Below are 19,598 nucleotides of genomic sequence, written 5' to 3' on the forward strand. Positions count from 1 at the left end.
GGATCCCGGCTGCGCGGGCCACGGGTCAGCTCGCCAACCCGGCCGCTGATCAAGACGGAACGTGTGTCACGCCGACGGCAGTCTCGGTGAGGCTGCCGAGATAGAGAGTGCCCTCGTGCTCGACAACGCCGGTGACCATCGAGAAGTTGGTGCCCTCGATCTGGAGGTCGTGAACAACGTTGCCGTCGAAGTCGACCGCCATCACCCAGATCGTCTTCGTCGGCTTCGGCTGGAGCCACTCCGGGAGCGTCCAGACGATCTGACGCAGCACACCCGGCAACGGAAGTAACCGATCCAGCAACGGATTTCGTGGGGAGGGAAGGGTAATCCAGACGAGCCCGTCGCTACCGAGACCCATGTTGTCCGGGAAACCGGGCAGGTTCTCGATGAGATAGTCGTGGGTGCCCGCCTTCGGTCCGGTGAGCCAATAGCGCGAGACGCGATACGCGCCGGTCTCGGCAACCACCACGCACGAACGGTCGGGGGACAGGACCACCCCATTGGCGAATTGCAGCCCATCCAACAGTGTTTCGACGGTGCCCGACGGATCGCGGCGCAACAGTCTGCCGGTACCGGAGTGCTCCAATATGTCGCCCATCCACTGGTCCAGGCGATAGCGGCGGGACGACGAAGAGAAGTAGATCGTGCCGTCGTCAGCGCGAACGACATTGCTGGCGAAGGGGAGTGGTTCGCCATCGACCTGGTCGGTCAGAACTTCGAGGCCGCCGTCGGAATCGAGACGCAACAGCCCGCGGATCGAATCGCAGATGAGTATCGATCCGTCCGCATCGGCGTGCAGGCCCAACGGCCTGCCTCCGGTGTTGACGAGGCGGCGCACGGCCCCGTCGGTCGGGTCGATGCTGAGAATCGAGCCGTCATCGATCCCGGCGAGCACTCGCCCATCGCGCGCGAGCACCACGTCCTCAGGTCCGACACCGGGCACCTCCAGCCTGGCGAGCGGGGGGAGCGGTGTGGCGCTGCGGGTTTCGCGAGCGCGGGGGAGCGCTGGCGGCGGCGTCCAGCGTTGGGGTTGCATCGTCGGACCGGCAAACATGCCTCAGGTTAGCCCGTCAGGCGTCGCCCGCCGGGCAGATTAGCTCTTCAAAAACATAATCTTACGTAGATATGCGCATCTACGCATGTTGCTACCCACACATAATCGCCAACGCGCCCGGCTACGCCGAACGCAGCAAGGACAGGGGAGGGGCGGTTCCGATGCTGCTCCACCCACGCCGTCGATAATGGCGCGGGTGGAGCAGTGTTCTCGTCCAGAAGCTCGAAGTCGGCTGTGCCGTTGAGCTATTGACGGATCTCGGTGCCGTACACGTGGTCGACTGTCATCGTGATCAGGACCCGTCGGTCGGTCACCATGACCGACCGATACTCGTCCCAGTCCGGATGGTCGCCTGCGGCAACGCGGTAGTAGTCCACCAATGCTTGGACCTCGGGACCGTTGGGGTCGGTGCCGGGACCGGTGAGCGTGGCCATGCCCTCGGCAGTCGCCCACGCCCAGCCGTCTTGGCTGGTCACCTCCAGGGTGGCTCGCGGGTCCCGACGCAGATTCGCGATCTTGGCGGTTCCCGCGGACGTCGACACATAGATGATTCCGGCCTCCCGATCATAGGAAGGCTGGACCGGCGAAAGCTGAGGGCGGCCGTCAGACCTGATCGTCGCGAGGACTCCGAGTCGACTCTCCGCGAGCAGCGCGTGTGGATCGAATGGGGCGGCGGTCATGACCGTGGCTTGCGGAACTGCTCGATCATGGCCGCGTAGCCGTCGCCACCGCGGCCCTCGGCCACCGCCCGGTCGGCCAGCGCCTTGACGAACCTGGGCAGTTCGGCATTGATACCGAGAGACTCACTCTCCTCGATGAGATGGTCCATCGACGCCAGGTGGGTGTCGATGGTGGCATCGTCGGCGGGGTACTTGCCCGCGTCGATTTGGTCCGCATAGGCGGTGATCCATCCAGTGATGGCGCCGATCCCTTGATTCACGAACGGGGCGACCGTCGCGGCGTCCACTCGCGCGGTGCCGAGCAAGGCAGCGGCGTGCAGGAATCCGTTGAGAACGCTCCACATGACGGTCAGCATCGCCATGTCGTACAGCGAGGACAAACCATGATCGACGCCCAGGTAGGTGGTGGCCGAGCCGAGGCTCTGCAGGGTCGACTCGTGTGTATCGAAGGCCTGCCGCGGACCGCTGTAGAGGAGAATGGCGTCGTCGGTGCCGATGGCCGGGGGAATGGCCAGGATCACGCCGTCGAGGTAGGTGATACCCTGCTGCGCCGCCCGATCGGCGGTGTCACGGGCTTGCTCCGAGGTACCCGAGGTCAGGTTCACCAGGACCCGGCCCGCGAGCACGTCGCCCAACGGGTCGAGAAGCTCACGCGCAGCCTGGTAATCGGTGACGCAGATGATCACCAGCGGGCTTGCCGCGACGGCATCGTGGGCGGAGGCCGCGAGGGTCGCGCCGCGCGCGACGAGCTGTTCCGCTTTGGCTGCCGAGCGGTTCCAAACGGTTGTGGGGTGTCCGTCTGCGAGGAAAGCTCCGGCCAGCGCCTGGCCCATCAATCCGAGGCCGATGACTGTCACCGGAGCGTGGCCGGTGTCGGAGTTGGGCATGTGTTGCTCCCGTTCGCTTCGCTCTACTGTTGCTGACCGAAGGGCTCGGCCATGGCAGTATCATCGACCTTCATATCAATATGAAGGTCAAGGAGAAGCGACGATGTTGATCGGGGAACTGAGCCGCCGAACCGGAGTCGGTTCGCATCTGCTGCGCTACTACGAATCCCAGGGTCTGCTCGAGCCCGACCGCGGTACCAACGGCTACCGCGAGTACACCGACGACGCCATCCTGACCGTAACCCAGATCAGGGGGCTGCTCGAGGCGGGACTCTCGACCGAAGACATCGCGTACTTGCTGCCCTGCGCGACCGGCGCCGCCCCCGAACTCGCGCCCTGTTCCGAGCTGGTGGACGTTCTCCGAGCACGCCTGCACGGGCTCGACGAACGCATCGACGCGCTTACCCAATCCCGCCAGGCCCTCGACAGCTATCTGAACGCCACCGAACGAGCGCTGGCGACATCCAGCGCGCGCAATCCGCCACGCTGATCGACCCGCGCGCGGAACGCGGCGAGGTGACCGGTGCAAGCCGCCGACGAATTGCTTGGGCGGGTAAGGCATTCGGTGGGCGTGGCAGAGTCAGTGGCTTGAATCAACCAGTGCCGTAACGACTTTTCGGCCGAAAGCGCCGATCCCATGGACACCTCCATGGGATCGACGCTGCTTCGGGGTGGGGTAGAGGGTGGGCATTCGAACGAGTGGGGGAGTGTGGCATGCCAGCTGGAGCGTCGGTAGTGGGAGGGCGGTCGGTATCGGGTGTTCCCGATCGGTCAATGGCGCGAACTGCTCGGGATGTAAGTGGTCCGCCGACCGTAGCTTGCTTGATGGGACAAACATGATTATATCGAGCTATGCATATCTTTGCATGAAGAACATACCCATGTCATAGCCAACAACCAGACCTACCTACTACCAAAGAAGCAAGGGCACAGGAGGTCTGCGGCCGTGCTCGGTTGAGTAGAGCAGGGGAGGGTAACTAAGCGGTCTACCTGAACTTGGCCTGGGGCTCGGCAAGCCAGGGCCAGTGTCATGTGGCGACTGTCCTTTCGTCGAAGACCGGTCGGTGTCCAACGATAGGGCAGTCGCCACATAGCGCCCCGGCTGTCAGGGGCTGGTGGTGAAGACGTGCCAGAGCACGGCGAGCGTGCCGAGTGTGAACAACGGCGACAGGACCCAGGTCTCGACCTTGTTGCCGGTGCGGTCGATGATCGGAACGCGGGTGCGCAGCGGGAAGGGCCAGAAGAGGCGGCAGCCGCGGTCGGTGAGGCAGTCGCCCGCGAGGTGGGCCAGTGCGCCGAGCCCGACGGAGAACGGCAGCCAGACCGGTTTGTCGCTGATCCAGTGATCCATTGCGAACGTTCCGGCGGCGGCGAGGACCACCACCGTGCCCCACGCTTTGATGCTGTCGCCGGAGGGGCAGAGGTGCAGTGCGCGTACAGCGAGAGCCAGGAGGAAGAAGACGAGCGAGAGGGTGAAATAGCGTCCGATCCAGTGCTCACCTGCCCAGGTCGCGTACCCCACGGCGATCACGAACGCGAACGAGTGCGTGGCATGTCGGTGCCCGCCCGATATCCACGAGATGAAGCGGCATAGATAATACGAGACCGGTCCGAGCACATGCGCGATGGTGCCGTTGGGGTGGTCTGCGTCGGGCAGAAGTGCGGCGCCCGCCGTCAGGAAGACACCCAACAGCAGATCGACAGGGCCGAGTTGCACGTCCGGACTTGTCAATACGGGATACGTCAACGCCGAGATGGGCAGCGTCGCCGCCGCCACCGACCAGGCAAACGCGCCACTGGTCGCATGAGAATGTCCTAACACCGCATGAACGTTAGTTGACCACAGTACTTTTCAGATAAGCGCGGCGAGGGACGGTGAACTGTCGGTCGTGACTCAGTCGTCTCGAGACAGTGTGGGGGACCGGAATAGTTGTGGGAAAGGCGCTTTCAGTGGCAACGGTGGGATCTTGGCGGAATGGCCGTTGCGCACCGAGCAGCCGCTGAACGGCCCGTCAGGGCTGAGCAGGACACTCATCTGGGCGTCGGCGTGGTCCAGCAACCACACCGAGAGCCCGGTGTGCGCGTTGAGCCGGTAGTACTCCCATGTTCTCCAGAGCGCATCCAGGCGCGCGACGGCCTCGGCGTGCTGCCACCATTCGGGGCACCACGCGTGGATGTCGATGTCGCGCCGGTAGATCAGGCTCAGATAGTTCTCGACGAACTCCGGAACAGATCTGTAGACGGATGGTGTTTGCTCGTCACTCATTCGTCCCCCCGTGCAACGTGGTCGGTCTACCTTTGAGGGTAGCGACGAATCCTGGTCGCTTTGATACCGTTCCGGTCATGTCGGGTACTGGTGGGTCGGCCGAATTCCGTCCGTTCCGCGAGGTGCTCGCCGAACTGGACGCGGCCTTTGCGCGGGCGCCGCGACCGTCGCGCATCGATGCCTGTTCCTGCTGTACCACGGCGGAAGTGGTTGCCGTCCTGCTGAGCACGCCACGGAAGCTGTTGAGCGCCAGCGATCTCCAGGAATATGCCACTAGTTCGATGATGACGATGGGGTCGGCAGCGGACCTGCGGTATTTCACGCCGCGCATTCTGGAGTTGTGCCACACCGGTGAAATGACCTGGCCCGACATCGAAATCGTCTACGACCATATGCGTCGAGCCGACTGGAAATCATGGCCCGAGGCGGGCATCGTGGCAGAGCTGATGGACGCACTGTGGGCCGACGTGCTGACCGAATATCCGTCCAACGAGGATCCCGCCGAGTTGTTGTGTGCGTTGGGTAGTGCGATGGGGAGTGTCACTGCGTATCTGGTGAGTTGGTCGCTGCTGGGGACCGGTGCGGCCATTCGCAATCTGCGTGACTTCCTGGTCGACGACGTTGCCCTGCGTCACGGCAGACTGGTGCCGAAGAATGCCTTCTGGGACTCGAATGACTACCCGTACAACGAGGTTGCCCGGTGGCTGACCGACGGGGGAGCCCGACAGGCTGTCGAGCAGGCGTTCGCACGGACGACGGACGCCGAACTCATGGAGCTGCTCGTCGAGTCACATGATGTGCTCGGGGTTGTGGATGCGGGTCAACGATCCGGCCACGCATAGCGCCATGATGGAGCCGATGACGGGCTGCTGCTTGGGGGCCGCCGAATCGGCGTTGGCATTGACGTCAGCGGGCAGCTACGTCGTCGGGGCCGAACGGCGGGAAGTAGTCCGTTTCAGTGCGAGTGATGCGGAGACCTGGGTTGCGCTGCACGGCTGTGAGATCTATGTCGACCTGTGTGTGGATGGTCAGGTCGGTGAGGTTGTCCAGGGGCGGCAAGGGTCCGAACGTGCCGTAGGCGAGGGTGAGGGATTTCAGGCCGGTGATGTCTCGAATCGGGGACATGTCGGCGACATCCACGACCGCCAGGTTGAGCTGGGTGACAGTGGTTCCGGCCAGTTGGTCGAGTTCGATGTTTGCGGGGCCTGCCAATTGGAGGAGTTGCCATGATCGGCCGGTGAGAGGTCCTAGGTCCATACCGTTTTCGTCCCAGAGGAGTGCTTGGGTGAGGGCTGGCAGGTAGCGGATGGGTTCGAAGGTCCAAGCGCACCAGTAGTCGGTCGTGAGGCGGCGGCGTCGCACGATCGGACCTGCGGGTGGGGGTGTATCAGTGTCCGAGTGATGGAGGACCCGGCGCCAACCCGGGGAAAGGTTGGCCCAGATGTCGGCCCAGTCGTCGTCCGTGACGAGGTGGTCACCATCGTCGGGGACCATCACGGTGTCTTTGCGGGTGGTTGTGATGACGCTCGGACAAGGTCCATGAGACGGAACCATAGTCGTTGGGGTGCTGGGAGATACAGACGTTATTGCGCCGGAGCCCGGGAACCTGAGTCTCACAGTCGTCCGGATTCCTTGACGGCGTTCGGTCTAGCGAGGGCGGAGCGTCGCCGCCGTTTCCGGTTTAGCCGCCTGATCGACGAATGACGGGTAGACGGCGCTACCCAGCCAAGGATGAAAACCGGGCCGTCCCGCCGTGGGCGACCGGAGTGCGGTCATGTGTCGATTCGGAAGAGTTCCGCGAATCGCTCGAGCAGTCTCGAATTGCCCTTCAGGATGGTGACAACGTCTTGCTCCACGGACTGGGCAGGGGTCAGTGTGCCCGCGATCAGGTGGCGGATCCCTGGGCCAGTGACGAACTGCAGTTCAGGCTCGCCGCTGGGCAGCGAGCCTCCCACCGGCGGTGTCGGGGGAGCGATCTGGAACACCTTCAACTCGCCGTCGCCGACCTGGGCACGCAACTCGACGGCACCCACCTGGATCTGGAAATCCAGTGACATCGAAGCGAATTCTGGTCTGAACGCGGTTCGCAGTGCCATCGTCAGCGAGTCGGCGGTGACGATGTCGTCATCCTTGGGTTCGCCCATCGACCGGAATCCCCATCGGCCGAGCGCCAGCACGATCGGCTCGAGATCACGCCCGTATCCGGTGAGTTCATAGACGAGTCCGCACCGTGCCAGTGCGATACGACGGATCACCCCGCCCTCCTGCAACTCCTTCAGGCGCGCGGCGAGGATGTTAGTCGGTATCTTGGGCAGGCCCTGCTTCAGGTCGGTGTAACGACGCGGACCGACGAGCAGGTCACGGATGATGAGCAGTGCCCAGCGTTCCGTGACCAGCTCGACGGCAGTGGTGATACCGCAGTACTGCCCATAGCTGCGGGCAGCCACTCAGACCTGAGCCTGCTCGGCCGGATATGCCTCCGGGCCTTGTTCGGCCGCCTGCGGTGCCATGTACAGGAAGGCCAGGTTGTTGCCGTCCGGGTCCTCCAGGTCACGGCTGTACATGAAACCGAAGTCCTGGGCCGGCCGAGGTTCGGAACCACCGGCGGTCAGACCCGCCTGGACGACCGTGTCGACATCCTCCCTGGAGTCGAGGGAAAGCGCAGTCTGGACCTGTGCAGTGGTCGCCGGGTCGGCAATTTGCTTGTCGGTGAAGTTGGCGAAGAATTCGCGCGTCAACAGCATGAATTGGAAGTTCTCGTCCCACACCAGGCAGGCGACGTTTTCGTCGGTGAAAAGCGGATTGATGGTTGTGCCGATTGCGGTGTAGAAGGCCTTGCTGCGCTCGAGGTTCGCGGTCGTGTAGCTCACGGAAATCTTCGTAGGCATATCAGATTGCTCCCTTGGTGGTTTCATCCGGAGGCTCCGATACTTGCAAAAAACAAGCAGACTTGTCAATAGCAAGCGCCCCGACGGCACCCTTCAACCCTGGCGATGAGGGCGCAGTGCGGAGCGCGTGGTCGTCGGCGCCGTATCCCAGGAGGGAAATGTCGGACGGCAGCGCCGAGGCGGGGAAGTGGAGCGAGATGAGAGGCGGGAAGCAGGGTGTTCTCGCAGGCGCCCAGGAGGGCGCCCACGGCACCTCAACCTGACATAATGTTGATTATCGGCGTTACAACGGGGTGGGCGGAAGTGGCTTGTGGCGACGGAACGCTGTTGCGGCGTTTGGTGTTTCGTCTGTCGGTTCGGGCTTACTCCGACCTGGTCCGCCTCGGGTTTGATGCGCTGCGCTGTCGTGGCGGGTGCATGGGTTGCGGTCCCCTCGGCGCGATTTCTTCGTGATGGAAATTTTCCGGCGTTCCGGGGCTCGTGTCGAAATGTATTGGATTCGGCCAAGATTCGACTAGCTGCTACTCCCCTCCTAGCTCCATATCTTCCCTTAATTCGTCACAGTGACGAAATGGGGGAAAGTTGGTGGCCCGACGAGTGCGCCCACCGTTCAACCGTCCCGCGTATGTGCATCGTGGACCTGGCCGCGGTAGGTGTCGACGGTTGTCTCGGGGTCTCGCCAGAATGTGGTCACCAGGTCGGCCAGTTGTTCCGGAGTCTGGACGAGCGGGCCGACATGTCCGGCGGCGGGCAGTAGGACCAGTGCCCCCTTGGTCAGATGCCGTGTTGCCGCCGTGGCGTCGGCGACGGACCACATCGGATCGGCATGTCCTGTGGTGAGCAGCGTCGGGGTCTCGACCGTGGCCAGCGCGGGTGTCAGGTCCTGACGGGCGAGGCTCAGCCATGAGATCGCGTGCAGCATGTCGGCGCGGTGTGCTCGGCGGAACGCGTCGCCGACGAGTGCGGCTCCCGCGGGGTCGTCGGTACGCGTGTCGGGGCCGAGGAGGGCGTCGACGACGATGTCGGCCAGTCGACGCGCGCCGACGATGCGATAGAGCAACGCCAGCAAGCGGATTCGTCGACGTTCGGCTGGGTTGAGTGCGCGGATCGGGGCGCCGATGGCCATCAGCGTTCGGCAACGTTGCGGGTGCGTGGCGGCGAACAGGACGCCGACGTGACCGCCCCAGGCGTTGCCGACCCAGTCGACCGGTTCGTCGATCCCCCGGTGATTGAGCACGTCTTCGGCTACGCCCACGCAGTCGTCGAGCGTGAACCGACGTGAGGGTGGCGGGTTGCCGCCGTGGCATGGTCCGTCGATGAGTATGAGGTGGCGTTGCTGGGCGAGGCGTTCTTCGACGCGGGTCCAGGTGGTCGAGTCGACGAAGGTTAGTCAATGCCTCGGTCGTATTCCATGGAGCGACGCAGTCGGCTGACGGCGCAGACGCGGGAACGCATCATCGCCGCCGCGGCCGAGTTGTTCAGCCATCGAGGTGCTCGGGCGACGACCATGAATGCGGTGGCACGGGCGGCGGACGTGTCGCCTGCGACGGTCGGGAATCACTTCGCCTCCCCGGATCTGCTCATCGAGGCCGTCATCGAGCGACTGCTGGGTGAACTGAACATCCCCGACCGAACCGTTTTCGCCGGCGCTGAAACGCTGCCGGAGCGGGTGCGTGCGCTGACTGCGGCGATGTTCGGTTTCTACGAGCGCACGTATCGGTGGTTCTACCTCCTCGGTGCGGAACTCGCCGATGTACCGGCGGTGGCCCGCGCCGACGCGGAGTTCCGGCAGGCGATGCGTGTGCTTTACGCCGACGCGCTCACGGGTAACGACGATGATCTGCTCGCCAGGACCACCGCTGGTCTCGTCCATCCCGCGACGCTGAGTGCGCTGACAGAAGCGGGCCTGTCGGTCGACGAGGCCGTCGAGGTGGTCGCCGACGCCATCGTGCAGCGCGCGGCACGGCGGTGACACCGGGCGGATCCAGTTCGAGCCATGAATTCGATGCGGTCTGGGGGCATTGGCGGAGTCGCCGCTCTCTACAAGTCCAGTGGTTGGCAAGTGGATCTGTTTTATAGGACCAGTTGGCGGCAGGCTGGGTGAATGCTGGTTCGGCGTTTGGTGGCGCTCTATGTCGGGTTGTGGTTGTACGGGCTGTCGATGGCGGTGATGATTCGGGCTGGGCTGGGGTTGGATCCGTGGGATGTGTTCCATCAGGGTGTGGCGGCGCATGTGCCGATCAGCTTTGGTGCGGTGACGGCGGTGACCGGTGTGGTTGTGCTGCTGGCGTGGATTCCGTTGCGGCAGCGGCCCGGTGTGGGCACGGTGAGCAATGTCGTGGTGATCGGGGTGTCGGTCGATGCTGGTTTGTGGTTGTTGCCGGAGTGGGATTCGATCCCGGTGCGGGTGGCCGCTATGGGTGCGGCGGTCATTTTGAATGCGGTGGCGACGGTGCTGTATATCGGTGCGGGTATGGGTCCTGGGCCGCGTGATGGACTGATGACTGGACTGGTTCGGCGGACCGGATGGTCGGTGCGGTTGGTGCGGACCAGCATCGAGGTGTCGGTCCTGGTAACTGGGTGGATGTTGGGTGGCAGCGTTGGCATCGGAACGCTCGTATACGCGCTCGGTATCGGGCCACTGATCCAAGTGTTGATCCCTTATGTCAATCGGTTCTTGCCGGGATTTCATGTGGACGGAGAGGTCGAGCTCGCCGCGGTTCCTGCCACACCGTGACAACGATCGGTGGTGTCGAATTGCCGGTGGAGGGTGCGGCGATGTCTCGAGGCCTCTCCCCTTCGGCCTGCGAAGTCATTGCTCAGGTGATACTTTCACCCATGCTGGACGGACGTCCAATTGATTCGGCTCGCGGCGGCGGGCTACCTGTGGAGGGGTTCATGAACAAGGTGTCTCGGGCGGTGATCGCGTGGGCGGCCGCCTGCGTGGCGTTGCCTGTCGTTGCGCAGTCCGCTTCGGCCGCACCGCCGCAGTTCGGTGAGTATGTGGCGCTGGGTGATTCGTGGGCGGCGGATTCGACGTTGAATCCGGGGTTGGTGACCGAGGAGTTCGTACCGTTGAGTTGCGCGCAGAGCCGGGGTAGCTATGCCAAGCAGGTCGCCGCGGCGCTGGCGGTTCCGGTGTTCCGGGATGCGTCCTGTGGTGGTGCGCAGACTGTCGATATGACCGGAAGTCAGGTTGCGTCGCGAGGGGTCAATCCCCCGCAGTTCGATCGGCTGACTCCCTCGACGGACTTGGTGACGGTGCTGATCGGTGGCAACGACGCGGGTTTGGCGGCGGCGGTGCAAGCGTGTCCGACGCTCGACGCCGGGGCGACGCCGTGCTTGAACTCGTTCGTTGTCAACGGGGTTGATCGGATGTCGGTGAATATCGCGGCGGCGGAACCGAAGGTGGTCGCGACGATCGAGGGTATCCGGGCGCGCGCACCGCATGCGCGGATTCTGGTGCTGAACTATTTCAAGAGTGTCGGTGCCGAGGGTGGTTGTTTTCCGGTGATCCCGATTTCCGATGGCGACGCGCAGTGGGTGGGCCGCAAGCTGATCGAGCTGAATGCGATGGTCGCGCGGGCGACCGCGGTGGCCGGCGTGGAGTTGGTCGATACCTACGGTTCGAGTGATGGGCACGATGCGTGCAAGCCCGCGGGTGTGCGGTGGGCGGAGGGGCTGGTGCCGTTCAGCAGCGACCCGGTGGGTCCGGCGGTGCCGTTCCATCCGAACCAGCTCGGCGCAGACCATCAGGCGCGTAGCGTGCTGGCCGCGGTCGGTAGGTAGCGCACCGCCACCCGTGGCGGAACATCCGTCCACGGATGGCCGAATATCTCGATTTCTTGGCCGCTCGGCTCTCTCGGCAGATGTGTCCTGGTTCCTACAGTTGGCGACATGACAAGCACACCGTCCGTGCTGATCGTCGGTGCCGGGTTCGGTGGACTCGCCGCCGCGCTGGAGTTGAAGCGGCGCGGGTATGACCGGTTCACGATCATCGACAAGGCCGCCGGACTCGGCGGGGTCTGGCGGGACAACACCTATCCGGGTGCCGCCTGTGATGCGCCGTCGGATCTGTATTCGTTCTCCTTCGCTCCGAACGCGCACTGGCCGAAGCGGTTCGCGCAGCAGCCGGACATTCTGGCGTACATGCACGATGTCGCCGAGCGGAATGGTCTCGGTGAGCACCTGCGGTTCGGTGTGGAGGTCGTTTCGGCGGACTTCGACACCGATCGTGGGGTGTGGCAGGTGGCGACGGCGGCCGGCGAGGTGCTCGAGGCGGAGGTATTCGTGCCTGCGGTCGGTCAGCTGTCGCGTCCGGTGCTCCCCGATATCGCGGGCATGGACTTGTTCGGTGGGGACGCGTTCCATTCGGCGCGCTGGGATCACCGTGTGGATCTGACCGGCAAGCGGGTCGCGATCATCGGCACGGGTGCGAGCGCGATTCAGATCGTTCCGGCGATTGCGCCGAAGGTCGGGCAGTTGACGATTTTCCAGCGGTCGGCGCCGTGGATAATTCCGAAGATCGAAAGCTATTACGCGCCACCGAAGCTGGCTGCGTGGGACAAGCGGTCGATCGCGACGAGGTTCCCGGTGATCCAACGTGCGGAGCGGTGGGGTTGGTATGCGTTCTATGAGTTGGTGACTTCCGGGCTGGAGGGCAACGGGCGCATCGCCGAGGTGATTTCCGGGTGGGCGAACCGTCATCGTGCGTCGCAGATCACCGACCCGGAGTTGCTGGCGAAGATGACGCCGGACTATGCGGCGGGTTGCAAGCGGGGCCTGATGGCGAGCAACTATTACCCGGCGGTGGCGCGGCCGAACGTGCACGTCGAGACCTCGCACATCAGTGAGATCACCCCGACCGGTGTGCGCAGCGAGGACGGCGTGCTGCACGAGGTCGATGTCATTGTCTACTGCACGGGTTTTCAGGCCACGGAGTTCTTGGCGCCGATGGTGATTCGTGGAATCGGCGGCAAGGAGCTGCGTGAGGTGTGGTCGGGTGGTGCGCGCGCCTACAAGGGTCTGACGGTGCCGCATTTCCCGAACATGTTCATCATGTACGGGCCGAACACCAATCTCGGTGCGGGCTCGATCATCTACATGCACGAGCGTCAGGCGCGCTATGTCCGGCAGGCGGTCGAGCATCTGCGTGGTGCTCGCGGGTATCTCTCGGTCAAGCCGGAGGTGGAGTCGCGTTTCGACGAGGAGATCCAGGGGCGTCTCGAGCACACCGTGTGGACGAAGTGCACCAGCTGGTATCGCGAGGCGAGTGGGCGGGTGTCGACGAACTGGCCGGGCCGGATGAGCGAGTACGACAAGCGAACTCATTTCGATGCCGGTGACTATGACCTGACTCGGACCGGAAGGTAAGGCACACACATGACGACGCACTACGACGTGCTGGTGATCGGGTCCGGATTCGGGGGCAGTGTTACGGCGCTGCGGTTGACCGAGAAGGGCTACCGGGTGGGTGTGCTGGAGACCGGTCGCCGCTTCGCCGATGAGGAGTTCGCGAAGAACTCGTGGCATCTGAAGGAGTACCTGTGGGCGCCGAAGTTGGGTTGCTTCGGTATTCAGCGGATGACGTTGCTCAACGACACGTTCATCATGAGTGGCTCCGGGGTGGGTGGTGGTTCGTTGGTGTATGCGAACACGCTGTATGAGGCGCCGGATACCTTCTACCGAGATAAGCAGTGGTCGCACATCACCGATTGGAAATCGGAGTTGGCGCCGCATTACGACCAGGCGAAGCGGATGCTCGGGGTGACGACGAATCCGGCGACGACGCCGTCGGATCGGGTGATGCGGGCGGTCGCGGAGGATATGGGGATCGCGGACACCTATCGGCGTACTCCGGTGGGAGTGCTGTTCGCCGACAAGGACAGTCGGCCGGGTGCTGAGGTGGCGGATCCGTTCTTCGGTGGGGTGGGTCCGCGGCGGCGGGCGTGTACGCATTGTGGTGAGTGCATGACCGGGTGTCGGCACGGGGCGAAGAACACTTTGGTGAAGAACTACCTGTTCTTGGCGGAGCAGGCTGGTGCGACGGTGCATCCGTTGACGACCGCGGTGGCGGTGCGGCCGTTGCTCGATGGTGGGTATGCGGTGGATACGGTGCGGACCGGTCGGTGGGTGCGCACCGCGAAGCAGACGTTCACCGCTGATCAGGTGGTGTTCTCCGCGGCCGCGCTCGGCACGCAGCAGCTTTTGCACACGCTGAAGGATCGCGGGGTGTTGCCGAGGGTGTCGTCGCGTCTAGGGCATCTGGCGCGCACCAACTCCGAGGCCGTGTTGGCTGCGCGCTCGCGGAACACCGATTCCGACTTCACCAAGGGCGTCGCGATCACCTCGTCGATTCATCCCAACGAGTACACCCATATCGAGCCGGTGCGTTACGGCAGGGGCAGCAACTTCATGGGGTTGATGACCACGGTGTTGGTCGACGGTCAGGACGGTAAGCGACGCTGGGTGTTGGGCCTGCGTGAACTGTTGCGGCAGCGTCGGGATCTGGTGACGATGCACAATCCGAGGCGTTGGTCGGAACGGATGATCGGTCTGCTGGTGATGCAGAACCTGGACAATTCGATCATCACCTACAACAAGCGTGGCTTGTTCGGTAGGCGGATGACCACCAGGCCGGGGGCGGGTGCGGCTCCCCCGGCGTGGATTCCGGAAGGCAACGAGGTCACCCGTCGGGTCGCGGAGAAGATCGACGGTATTGCGCAGGGCAGTTGGACGGAGATGGTGAATATCCCGATCACCGGTCATTTCATCGGCGGCTGCGCGATCGGCGACTCCCCCGACACCGGTGTTGTCGACCCTTACCAGCGGCTGTATGGGTATGAGGGTCTGCACATCGTGGACGGTTCGACGATTTCGGCGAACCTCGGGGTGAATCCGTCGCTGACGATTACCGCGCAGGCCGAGCGGGCGATGGCGTTGTGGCCCAACAAGGGTGAACGGGATCAGCGTCCGCCGCTGGGTGCGCGGTATCGCAGGATCGAGGTGATCGCGCCGAAGAACCCGGTGGTGCCTGCCGCGGCGCCGGGTGCGTTGCGGTTGTCGATCACACCGATCTAAGTGTGTGCCGGCGGGTGTCGCTGTGGTCGGAAACTGTTGCGAGCAGGTCGTGTTCGCGATCGATGGTATCGGCGGGAACTGTCCCGGAGGCGGCGAACGCTTTGTAGTCTGAGAGAGAAATCCTCTCAATGGTGTAAAGGACGGCTCATGAGTGCTACCACCGTCGCGCGACAATGCACGCTGTGTGAGGCGCACTGCGGGATCCTGGTGACCGTCGAGCAGGAGAGGGTCACTCGGATCGAGGGCAATCCGGAGGATGTGTTGTCGAAGGGATACATCTGCCCGAAGGCGACGGCGATGGGTGGGCTGCATCATGATCCGGATCGGCTGCGGACCCCGGTGCGGCGCGTCGGTGACTCGTTCGAGCCGATCGGGTGGGACGAGGCGTTGCGGGAGATCGGGCAGCGGCTGCGGCGGGTGCGGCGCGAGCACGGACACAGTGCGATCGGGATGTATCTGGGAAACCCGGCGGCACACAGCTCGTCGGTGATCTACGGTGCGCTGCTGCGGGCGGTGTTGTTGACTCGCAACTTCTTTTCGGCGTCGTCTATCGACCAGTTCCCGCAGGAGTTCGTGGCGTGGCGGATGTTCGGGTCGAATGTGCTCATGCCCGTCACCGATATCGATCGCACCGATCGGTTGGTGATCATGGGTGCCAACCCCGCGGTGTCCAACGGGTCGGTCACCACCATGCCCAATGCCAAGCAGCGCATTCGGGATGTGCGCAGGCGCGGCAAGGTGGTGGTGATCGACCCGCGGCGCACCGAGACCGCGCGGCTGGCCGATGAGCATGTCGCTGTCGCGCCCGGCGGTGATGCGTACCTGCTGTTGGCGATGCTGCATGTGTTGGTTACCGAAAACCTGTGTGATGAAAGGAAGATCCGCGCACAGTGCACCGGCTGGGACGAGCTGCGGGCGTTGGTCGCGCAGGTCACCCCGGAGCGAGTGGCGCCGCACGCGGGCGTCGACGCGGATACCATCCGCCGGTTGGCCCGCGAGCACGCGGCCGCGGACTCGGCGGTGCTGTACGCGCGTATCGGGGTGTGTCAGCAGGTGACCGGCACGCTCACGCATTGGCTGGTCAACACGATCAATGCGGTGACCGGGAATTTGGATCGGCCGGGTGGGCAGATGTTCGCGACGCCGCCGATCGATGCGGCGCGGTTCACGAAGTATCTGCCGATGGGGTACGGGGCGTGGACGGATCGCTCTGGTGTCTACAAGTCGTTTCGTTCCGAGCTGCCGGTGGCGGTGCTGGCCGATGAGATCCGCACCGAGGGTGCCGGGCAGATCCGCGCGATGATCACCTACGCCGGTAATCCGGTGCTGTCGACACCGCAGCGCGGCACGCTCGGTGCGGCGTTGGATTCGCTGGATTTCTATGTCGCGGTGGACATGTACATCACCGAGACGACCCGCCACGCCGACATCATCCTGCCGCCGATCTCGCCGCTGGAACGTGAGGACGTCAACATCCTGTTTCCGGTGTTCAGTGTGCGCAACAACCTGCGCTACGACGCGCGGGTGTTCGAACCGCCCGCCGATGGGTTGGAGGATTGGCAGATCATGGCGCGGTTGATCACCGAAATGGTGCCGTTGCCCATGCGCCGGTTCACGTCTCGTCTGCTCAATGGGGTGTTCGAGCAGGTCAGCCCGGTGCGGTTGGCGACTCTCGGGGTGGCGGCCGGTCCGTACGGGGTGCTGCGGCGTGGACGTGCAGGGTTGACGGTGGGGAAGGTGCGTGCCGCCGCCGGTGGTATCGACCTCGGTCCGTTGCAGCCACGGTTGCGTGCACTGATCGGGACGAAAGACCGCAAAGTATGTGTGGCACCACCGGATTTCGTCGCGGCCGCCCGCGTTCTGCTCGACGACGCCGACCGCGGTGCCGCGCTCACCACACCGGCCGAGGGATACGACCTGAAACTCATCGGCCGACGCCACCTGCGCAGCAACAACTCCTGGCTGCACAACCTCCGGCCGATGGTGAAGGGCCGCGACCGCTGCACCGCGCTCATGCACCCCGCCGACGCGTCCGCCCGCGGCCTCACCGACGGTGAACCGGTCGCGGTCAGCTCGGCCACGGGTTCGATCGTGGTGACCCTCGAGGTGTCCGACGACATCCGGGCAGGCACGATAGCCGTCCCCCACGGTTGGGGTCACCGCGAACCCGGCGTCGGTTGGCAGGTCGCGGCGTCACTGCCCGGCGCGAATGTCAACCTGCTGCACGATCCCGCGCTGACCGACACGTTCTCCGGTAACTCCGCGGTCAACAACACCTGGGTGACGGTGACCAGTGCTCCGCCCCCTGTCGTCGAGGACGGCGCTGCCTCGGGGAGCGATCGCGCGCCCGTTCCGGCTTCCTGATATTCGATTTGGCCAGCGTCCTTACCTGGATTTGTTCACCAAACCGAGGCAGATCACCGAACTGTCGAAATCGGAATAGCCGGAGAAAAATTTCTCGGAGGTACTCTGGAGAATGCGCATCGGGTCATCCGGGTCATTTGCTTCGTTATGGTTCGCGTGCCACCAGTTGCCATTCGTTGTGTCATAGAATCCGTAGTCGTAGTTGATGAATCCTGGCTTGGCTTGCGAAAAATCTAACCTCATATCCACTCGGCCGGTTACTTCGTCCGGCGTGAAGTTGTTGGGTTGAGGGTAATGCGTTGCACCCGTCTGGATAATATTGTCCCCCGAGACCACCAGCTTTCCGGAGGAGTCTGTGACCATTTCCTGCCCGGACCAGAAGTGTTTGGCGTAGATGGCCGTCTCCCAGTCCGATGGCTTGCCAGGCGGCAATTCGTAGACGATGTCGTACAAGGGTGCGAGATCTTTGTCCGCGCGAATCATTCGCATGAACTCGGAGGCATCCTTCGGTTTCTGCGCAAGGATATCGTCGATCTTTTCGGCATATGTGGAAACTCTCTCGAAAGTTCGCTTATCGCCTTCCACTTTCGACTCGCGCCTGATTTCCTTCATTTCTTTTTCATACTCTTTGGACATGTCGGCCATGACATCTGCTGCATTCAATCGTGCATACTCGAGCTCTTTCCGGTCGGTCTCGACCGCTACGAGCGCTTTCTGTACCTCTGGGGAGTCTTCGGTAGCGCCCGGCTGATTTCGTTCGTGCTCGAGCTTCTTCTCTGAATCGCGGAGCCATTTCTGCCGGTTGTTGACATCCTTGTTGACGATGTCTCCGGGTGCCAATATTTCCTCCACCCTCGCAACGGCCCGATGCGAAACAGGGTCGGCGAAGGCGAGTGCGGTCGACGGATGCCGGCGACCGGTCAGGCCTAGGTGCAACATTGTTACGCCGACACAGCCCTTATCGAGAGTTTCCAGTTCGTCGGAGGTCATCTTCCTGCCGATTTTGGCCTCCCACATCGTGATGAACTCATCCTTCGAATAGCGACGCTGACCGACAGCGCGCGCAGGGTCCAGTGGTGGCGTCAAGTTGTAGCGTGACCGATTCCGCTCGAAGCCACGCCCGGAGATCCCGTGCGTGTGGTCGGTATCGACCAGTCCATGGGTCCCGGTCGAAAGGCGGCCAGCCCTACTCTCGTACTCGTTGTGGGCGATATGCCTGGTTGCCCTGCCGAGCCCGCTCGTCAGGCGTGCGACACCTTCGAGGATTTTCGCGATGGGGCCGCTGGTCAATCGAGGGCCGCCGTCGATAGCGGCTGCGCCGTCATGGCAGCCGTCACGTCACCTCCCGCGTGGACACTCGGCTGCTCACCGTGCCGTGTGGATCGTTTGCTGATCATCCCGTCTGCGCTGCAGACGAGATTCCCAATTCTGGGAATAGTCTCGGGAGCTCGTATGTGTTGCTACGGCGATCGGGTGGGCGGAGGTGCGGCAAAGACCCGTGACAGCCCGGTCGCGCTGCGTAGCCCGGTCAGTGCGCGCTGTCCTCGAGGGCCGACATGTCGATTACTTCGCCGCGGTTGATGCTGCCCCAATCTCGGCCTCGGACATACGGTTTCAGTACTTCGCCGATCCGGGCGGCGTCGGCGGGGGCTTTCGGGCGTTGCAACTCGTAGACGTGCGGGAATTCGAGCATGCCGGTGACCAGCTCCCAGAGGCGGATGGCGCGTTGGCCCGTCGGTGGGTCGATGAGCACCGGGCCGAACAGTGGGGAGCCGTCGGGGAAGAACAGGGTGGGGACACCGAAGCCGCCGGTGTCCAGGACGCGCTGGTGGTCGGTGCGGACGTCGTCGTGGGTGGTGGGGTCGGCTATGGCCTCATCGAGCACGGTCGCGGGGAAGCCGAGTCGCCGTAGCAGTTGCCTGGCAACCTCTGGGTCGTGGGGTTTGCCACCCAATTCGTGGAGTTCGCGGCCGGTTTCGGCATACCAGCGGTCCAGGGCGTGCATGTCGTTGCGGCGCAGCAGCGCGCCGATGCGCATCAGCGACCAGCCATAAGACCAGGGCCGCTGCCACGGATGCTTCTTGCCCTCGACGCGGTTGACCTCTTCCAAGCTGAAGAAGCGCCACTCGATGCGCACACCGGTGATCCGGCGGACCTCACGCATCCACAGCGACGTCTGATACGCGAACGGGCACATGGGATCGAAATGGAAGTCGACGGAGTCCGGCGTCATACCTGTCGACGCTAATCCGCTCGCCCGCCGAGAGCCAGATCCGATTCGCGCCCGTCGTGCGATGCCGCCACACCACTCGCCGGAGCTCGACATCGCCGCACCCGCGATCGAGGACGTGGCGGTTCGATCGCGGGAGCGGTCAGGTG

The 19,598-nt window shown here is 63.8% G+C and carries 18 protein-coding genes and 1 pseudogene; 8 read left to right on the plus strand and 11 right to left on the minus strand.

The genetic code is table 11. The features are described from left to right. Window positions 1–49 precede the first annotated feature (49 nt). From ACFQZZ_RS00875 to ACFQZZ_RS00885, 3 genes are all read right to left on the minus strand, one after another. Window positions 50–1,036, minus strand: coding sequence for an SMP-30/gluconolactonase/LRE family protein (locus ACFQZZ_RS00875; protein WP_378672369.1), 987 nt, complete (start codon window positions 1,034–1,036; stop codon window positions 50–52). A 263-nt stretch (window positions 1,037–1,299) separates the two neighbouring features. After that, window positions 1,300–1,734 (minus strand): PPOX class F420-dependent oxidoreductase, encoded by a 435-nt coding sequence (locus ACFQZZ_RS00880; RefSeq protein ID WP_378672372.1) that lies wholly within the window; start codon window positions 1,732–1,734, stop codon window positions 1,300–1,302. Further along, entirely contained in the window at window positions 1,731–2,621 is an 891-nt protein-coding gene (locus tag ACFQZZ_RS00885) for an NAD(P)-dependent oxidoreductase (RefSeq protein WP_378672375.1), read from the minus strand. The genes ACFQZZ_RS00880 and ACFQZZ_RS00885 overlap by 4 nt, the downstream gene beginning before the upstream one ends. Before the next feature lie 103 nt (window positions 2,622–2,724). Here ACFQZZ_RS00885 and ACFQZZ_RS00890 point away from each other — a divergent pair, with 103 nt between their 5' ends. Next, window positions 2,725–3,111 (plus strand): MerR family transcriptional regulator, encoded by a 387-nt coding sequence (locus ACFQZZ_RS00890; RefSeq protein WP_378672378.1) that lies wholly within the window; start codon window positions 2,725–2,727, stop codon window positions 3,109–3,111. 615 nt (window positions 3,112–3,726) lie between these two features. On the opposite strand, the gene ACFQZZ_RS00895 is transcribed toward ACFQZZ_RS00890, so the two are convergent. After that, window positions 3,727–4,443 (minus strand): metal-dependent hydrolase, encoded by a 717-nt coding sequence (locus ACFQZZ_RS00895; RefSeq protein ID WP_378672381.1) that lies wholly within the window; start codon window positions 4,441–4,443, stop codon window positions 3,727–3,729. A gap of 72 nt (window positions 4,444–4,515) precedes the next feature. Then, window positions 4,516–4,887: a DUF4913 domain-containing protein gene (locus ACFQZZ_RS00900; protein ID WP_378672383.1), complete on the minus strand. Its 372-nt coding sequence runs from the start codon at window positions 4,885–4,887 to the stop codon at window positions 4,516–4,518. Between the two features lie 77 nt (window positions 4,888–4,964). Between ACFQZZ_RS00900 and ACFQZZ_RS00905 the strand changes: the two genes are divergently transcribed. Beyond that, on the plus strand, window positions 4,965–5,729 hold the full coding sequence (locus ACFQZZ_RS00905) for a hypothetical protein (protein WP_378672385.1): 765 nt from the start codon (window positions 4,965–4,967) through the stop codon (window positions 5,727–5,729). Window positions 5,730–5,793: 64 nt separating this feature from the next. Here the strand turns inward: ACFQZZ_RS00905 and ACFQZZ_RS00910 are convergent, their stop codons facing one another. From ACFQZZ_RS00910 to ACFQZZ_RS00925, 4 genes and pseudogenes are all read right to left on the minus strand, one after another. Then, window positions 5,794–6,381: a hypothetical protein gene (locus ACFQZZ_RS00910; protein WP_378672387.1), complete on the minus strand. Its 588-nt coding sequence runs from the start codon at window positions 6,379–6,381 to the stop codon at window positions 5,794–5,796. A gap of 278 nt (window positions 6,382–6,659) precedes the next feature. After that, window positions 6,660–7,334, minus strand: a complete 675-nt coding sequence (locus tag ACFQZZ_RS00915) for a winged helix-turn-helix transcriptional regulator (RefSeq protein WP_378672389.1) — start codon at window positions 7,332–7,334, stop codon at window positions 6,660–6,662. Further along, complete coding sequence (locus ACFQZZ_RS00920; protein WP_378672391.1) at window positions 7,335–7,757, minus strand: VOC family protein; 423 nt, start codon at window positions 7,755–7,757, stop codon at window positions 7,335–7,337. A 628-nt stretch (window positions 7,758–8,385) separates the two neighbouring features. Continuing rightward, window positions 8,386–9,138: pseudogene (locus ACFQZZ_RS00925) on the minus strand (alpha/beta fold hydrolase); the annotation flags it as partial. Between the two features lie 48 nt (window positions 9,139–9,186). On the opposite strand from ACFQZZ_RS00925, the gene ACFQZZ_RS00930 reads away from it, so the two are divergent. The 6 genes from ACFQZZ_RS00930 to ACFQZZ_RS00955 all read left to right on the plus strand — a co-directional run bounded on the left by ACFQZZ_RS00930 (window position 9,187) and on the right by ACFQZZ_RS00955 (window position 17,219). After that, window positions 9,187–9,747 carry a TetR/AcrR family transcriptional regulator gene (locus ACFQZZ_RS00930; RefSeq protein ID WP_378672394.1) on the plus strand — a complete coding sequence of 187 codons (561 nt, stop codon included), beginning with the start codon at window positions 9,187–9,189 and terminating at the stop codon, window positions 9,745–9,747. A gap of 132 nt (window positions 9,748–9,879) precedes the next feature. Continuing rightward, on the plus strand, window positions 9,880–10,512 hold the full coding sequence (locus tag ACFQZZ_RS00935; protein WP_378672397.1) for a YitT family protein: 633 nt from the start codon (window positions 9,880–9,882) through the stop codon (window positions 10,510–10,512). A gap of 161 nt (window positions 10,513–10,673) precedes the next feature. Continuing rightward, window positions 10,674–11,564: an SGNH/GDSL hydrolase family protein gene (locus tag ACFQZZ_RS00940; RefSeq protein WP_378672400.1), complete on the plus strand. Its 891-nt coding sequence runs from the start codon at window positions 10,674–10,676 to the stop codon at window positions 11,562–11,564. 108 nt (window positions 11,565–11,672) lie between these two features. Beyond that, complete coding sequence (locus tag ACFQZZ_RS00945; protein ID WP_378672403.1) at window positions 11,673–13,148, plus strand: flavin-containing monooxygenase; 1,476 nt, start codon at window positions 11,673–11,675, stop codon at window positions 13,146–13,148. Window positions 13,149–13,157: 9 nt separating this feature from the next. Next, the gene (locus ACFQZZ_RS00950) at window positions 13,158–14,855 is read left to right on the plus strand and encodes a GMC oxidoreductase (protein WP_378672406.1); all 1,698 of its coding nucleotides are present in this window, start codon (window positions 13,158–13,160) and stop codon (window positions 14,853–14,855) included. A gap of 147 nt (window positions 14,856–15,002) precedes the next feature. Further along, window positions 15,003–17,219, plus strand: a complete 2,217-nt coding sequence (locus ACFQZZ_RS00955) for a molybdopterin oxidoreductase family protein (protein WP_378672409.1) — start codon at window positions 15,003–15,005, stop codon at window positions 17,217–17,219. 21 nt (window positions 17,220–17,240) lie between these two features. Here the strand turns inward: ACFQZZ_RS00955 and ACFQZZ_RS00960 are convergent, their stop codons facing one another. Together ACFQZZ_RS00960 and ACFQZZ_RS00965 are read right to left on the minus strand one after the other, a co-directional pair. Beyond that, window positions 17,241–18,509 (minus strand): hypothetical protein, encoded by a 1,269-nt coding sequence (locus ACFQZZ_RS00960; protein WP_378672412.1) that lies wholly within the window; start codon window positions 18,507–18,509, stop codon window positions 17,241–17,243. Between the two features lie 238 nt (window positions 18,510–18,747). Then, on the minus strand, window positions 18,748–19,452 hold the full coding sequence (locus tag ACFQZZ_RS00965; protein ID WP_378672415.1) for a DsbA family protein: 705 nt from the start codon (window positions 19,450–19,452) through the stop codon (window positions 18,748–18,750). Between the last annotated feature and the right edge of the window lie 146 nt (window positions 19,453–19,598).

The sequence above is a fragment of the Nocardia sp. GCM10030253 genome (assembly GCF_042675075.1).
In the GTDB taxonomy this organism is placed as follows: Bacteria; Actinomycetota; Actinomycetes; order Mycobacteriales; family Mycobacteriaceae; genus Nocardia.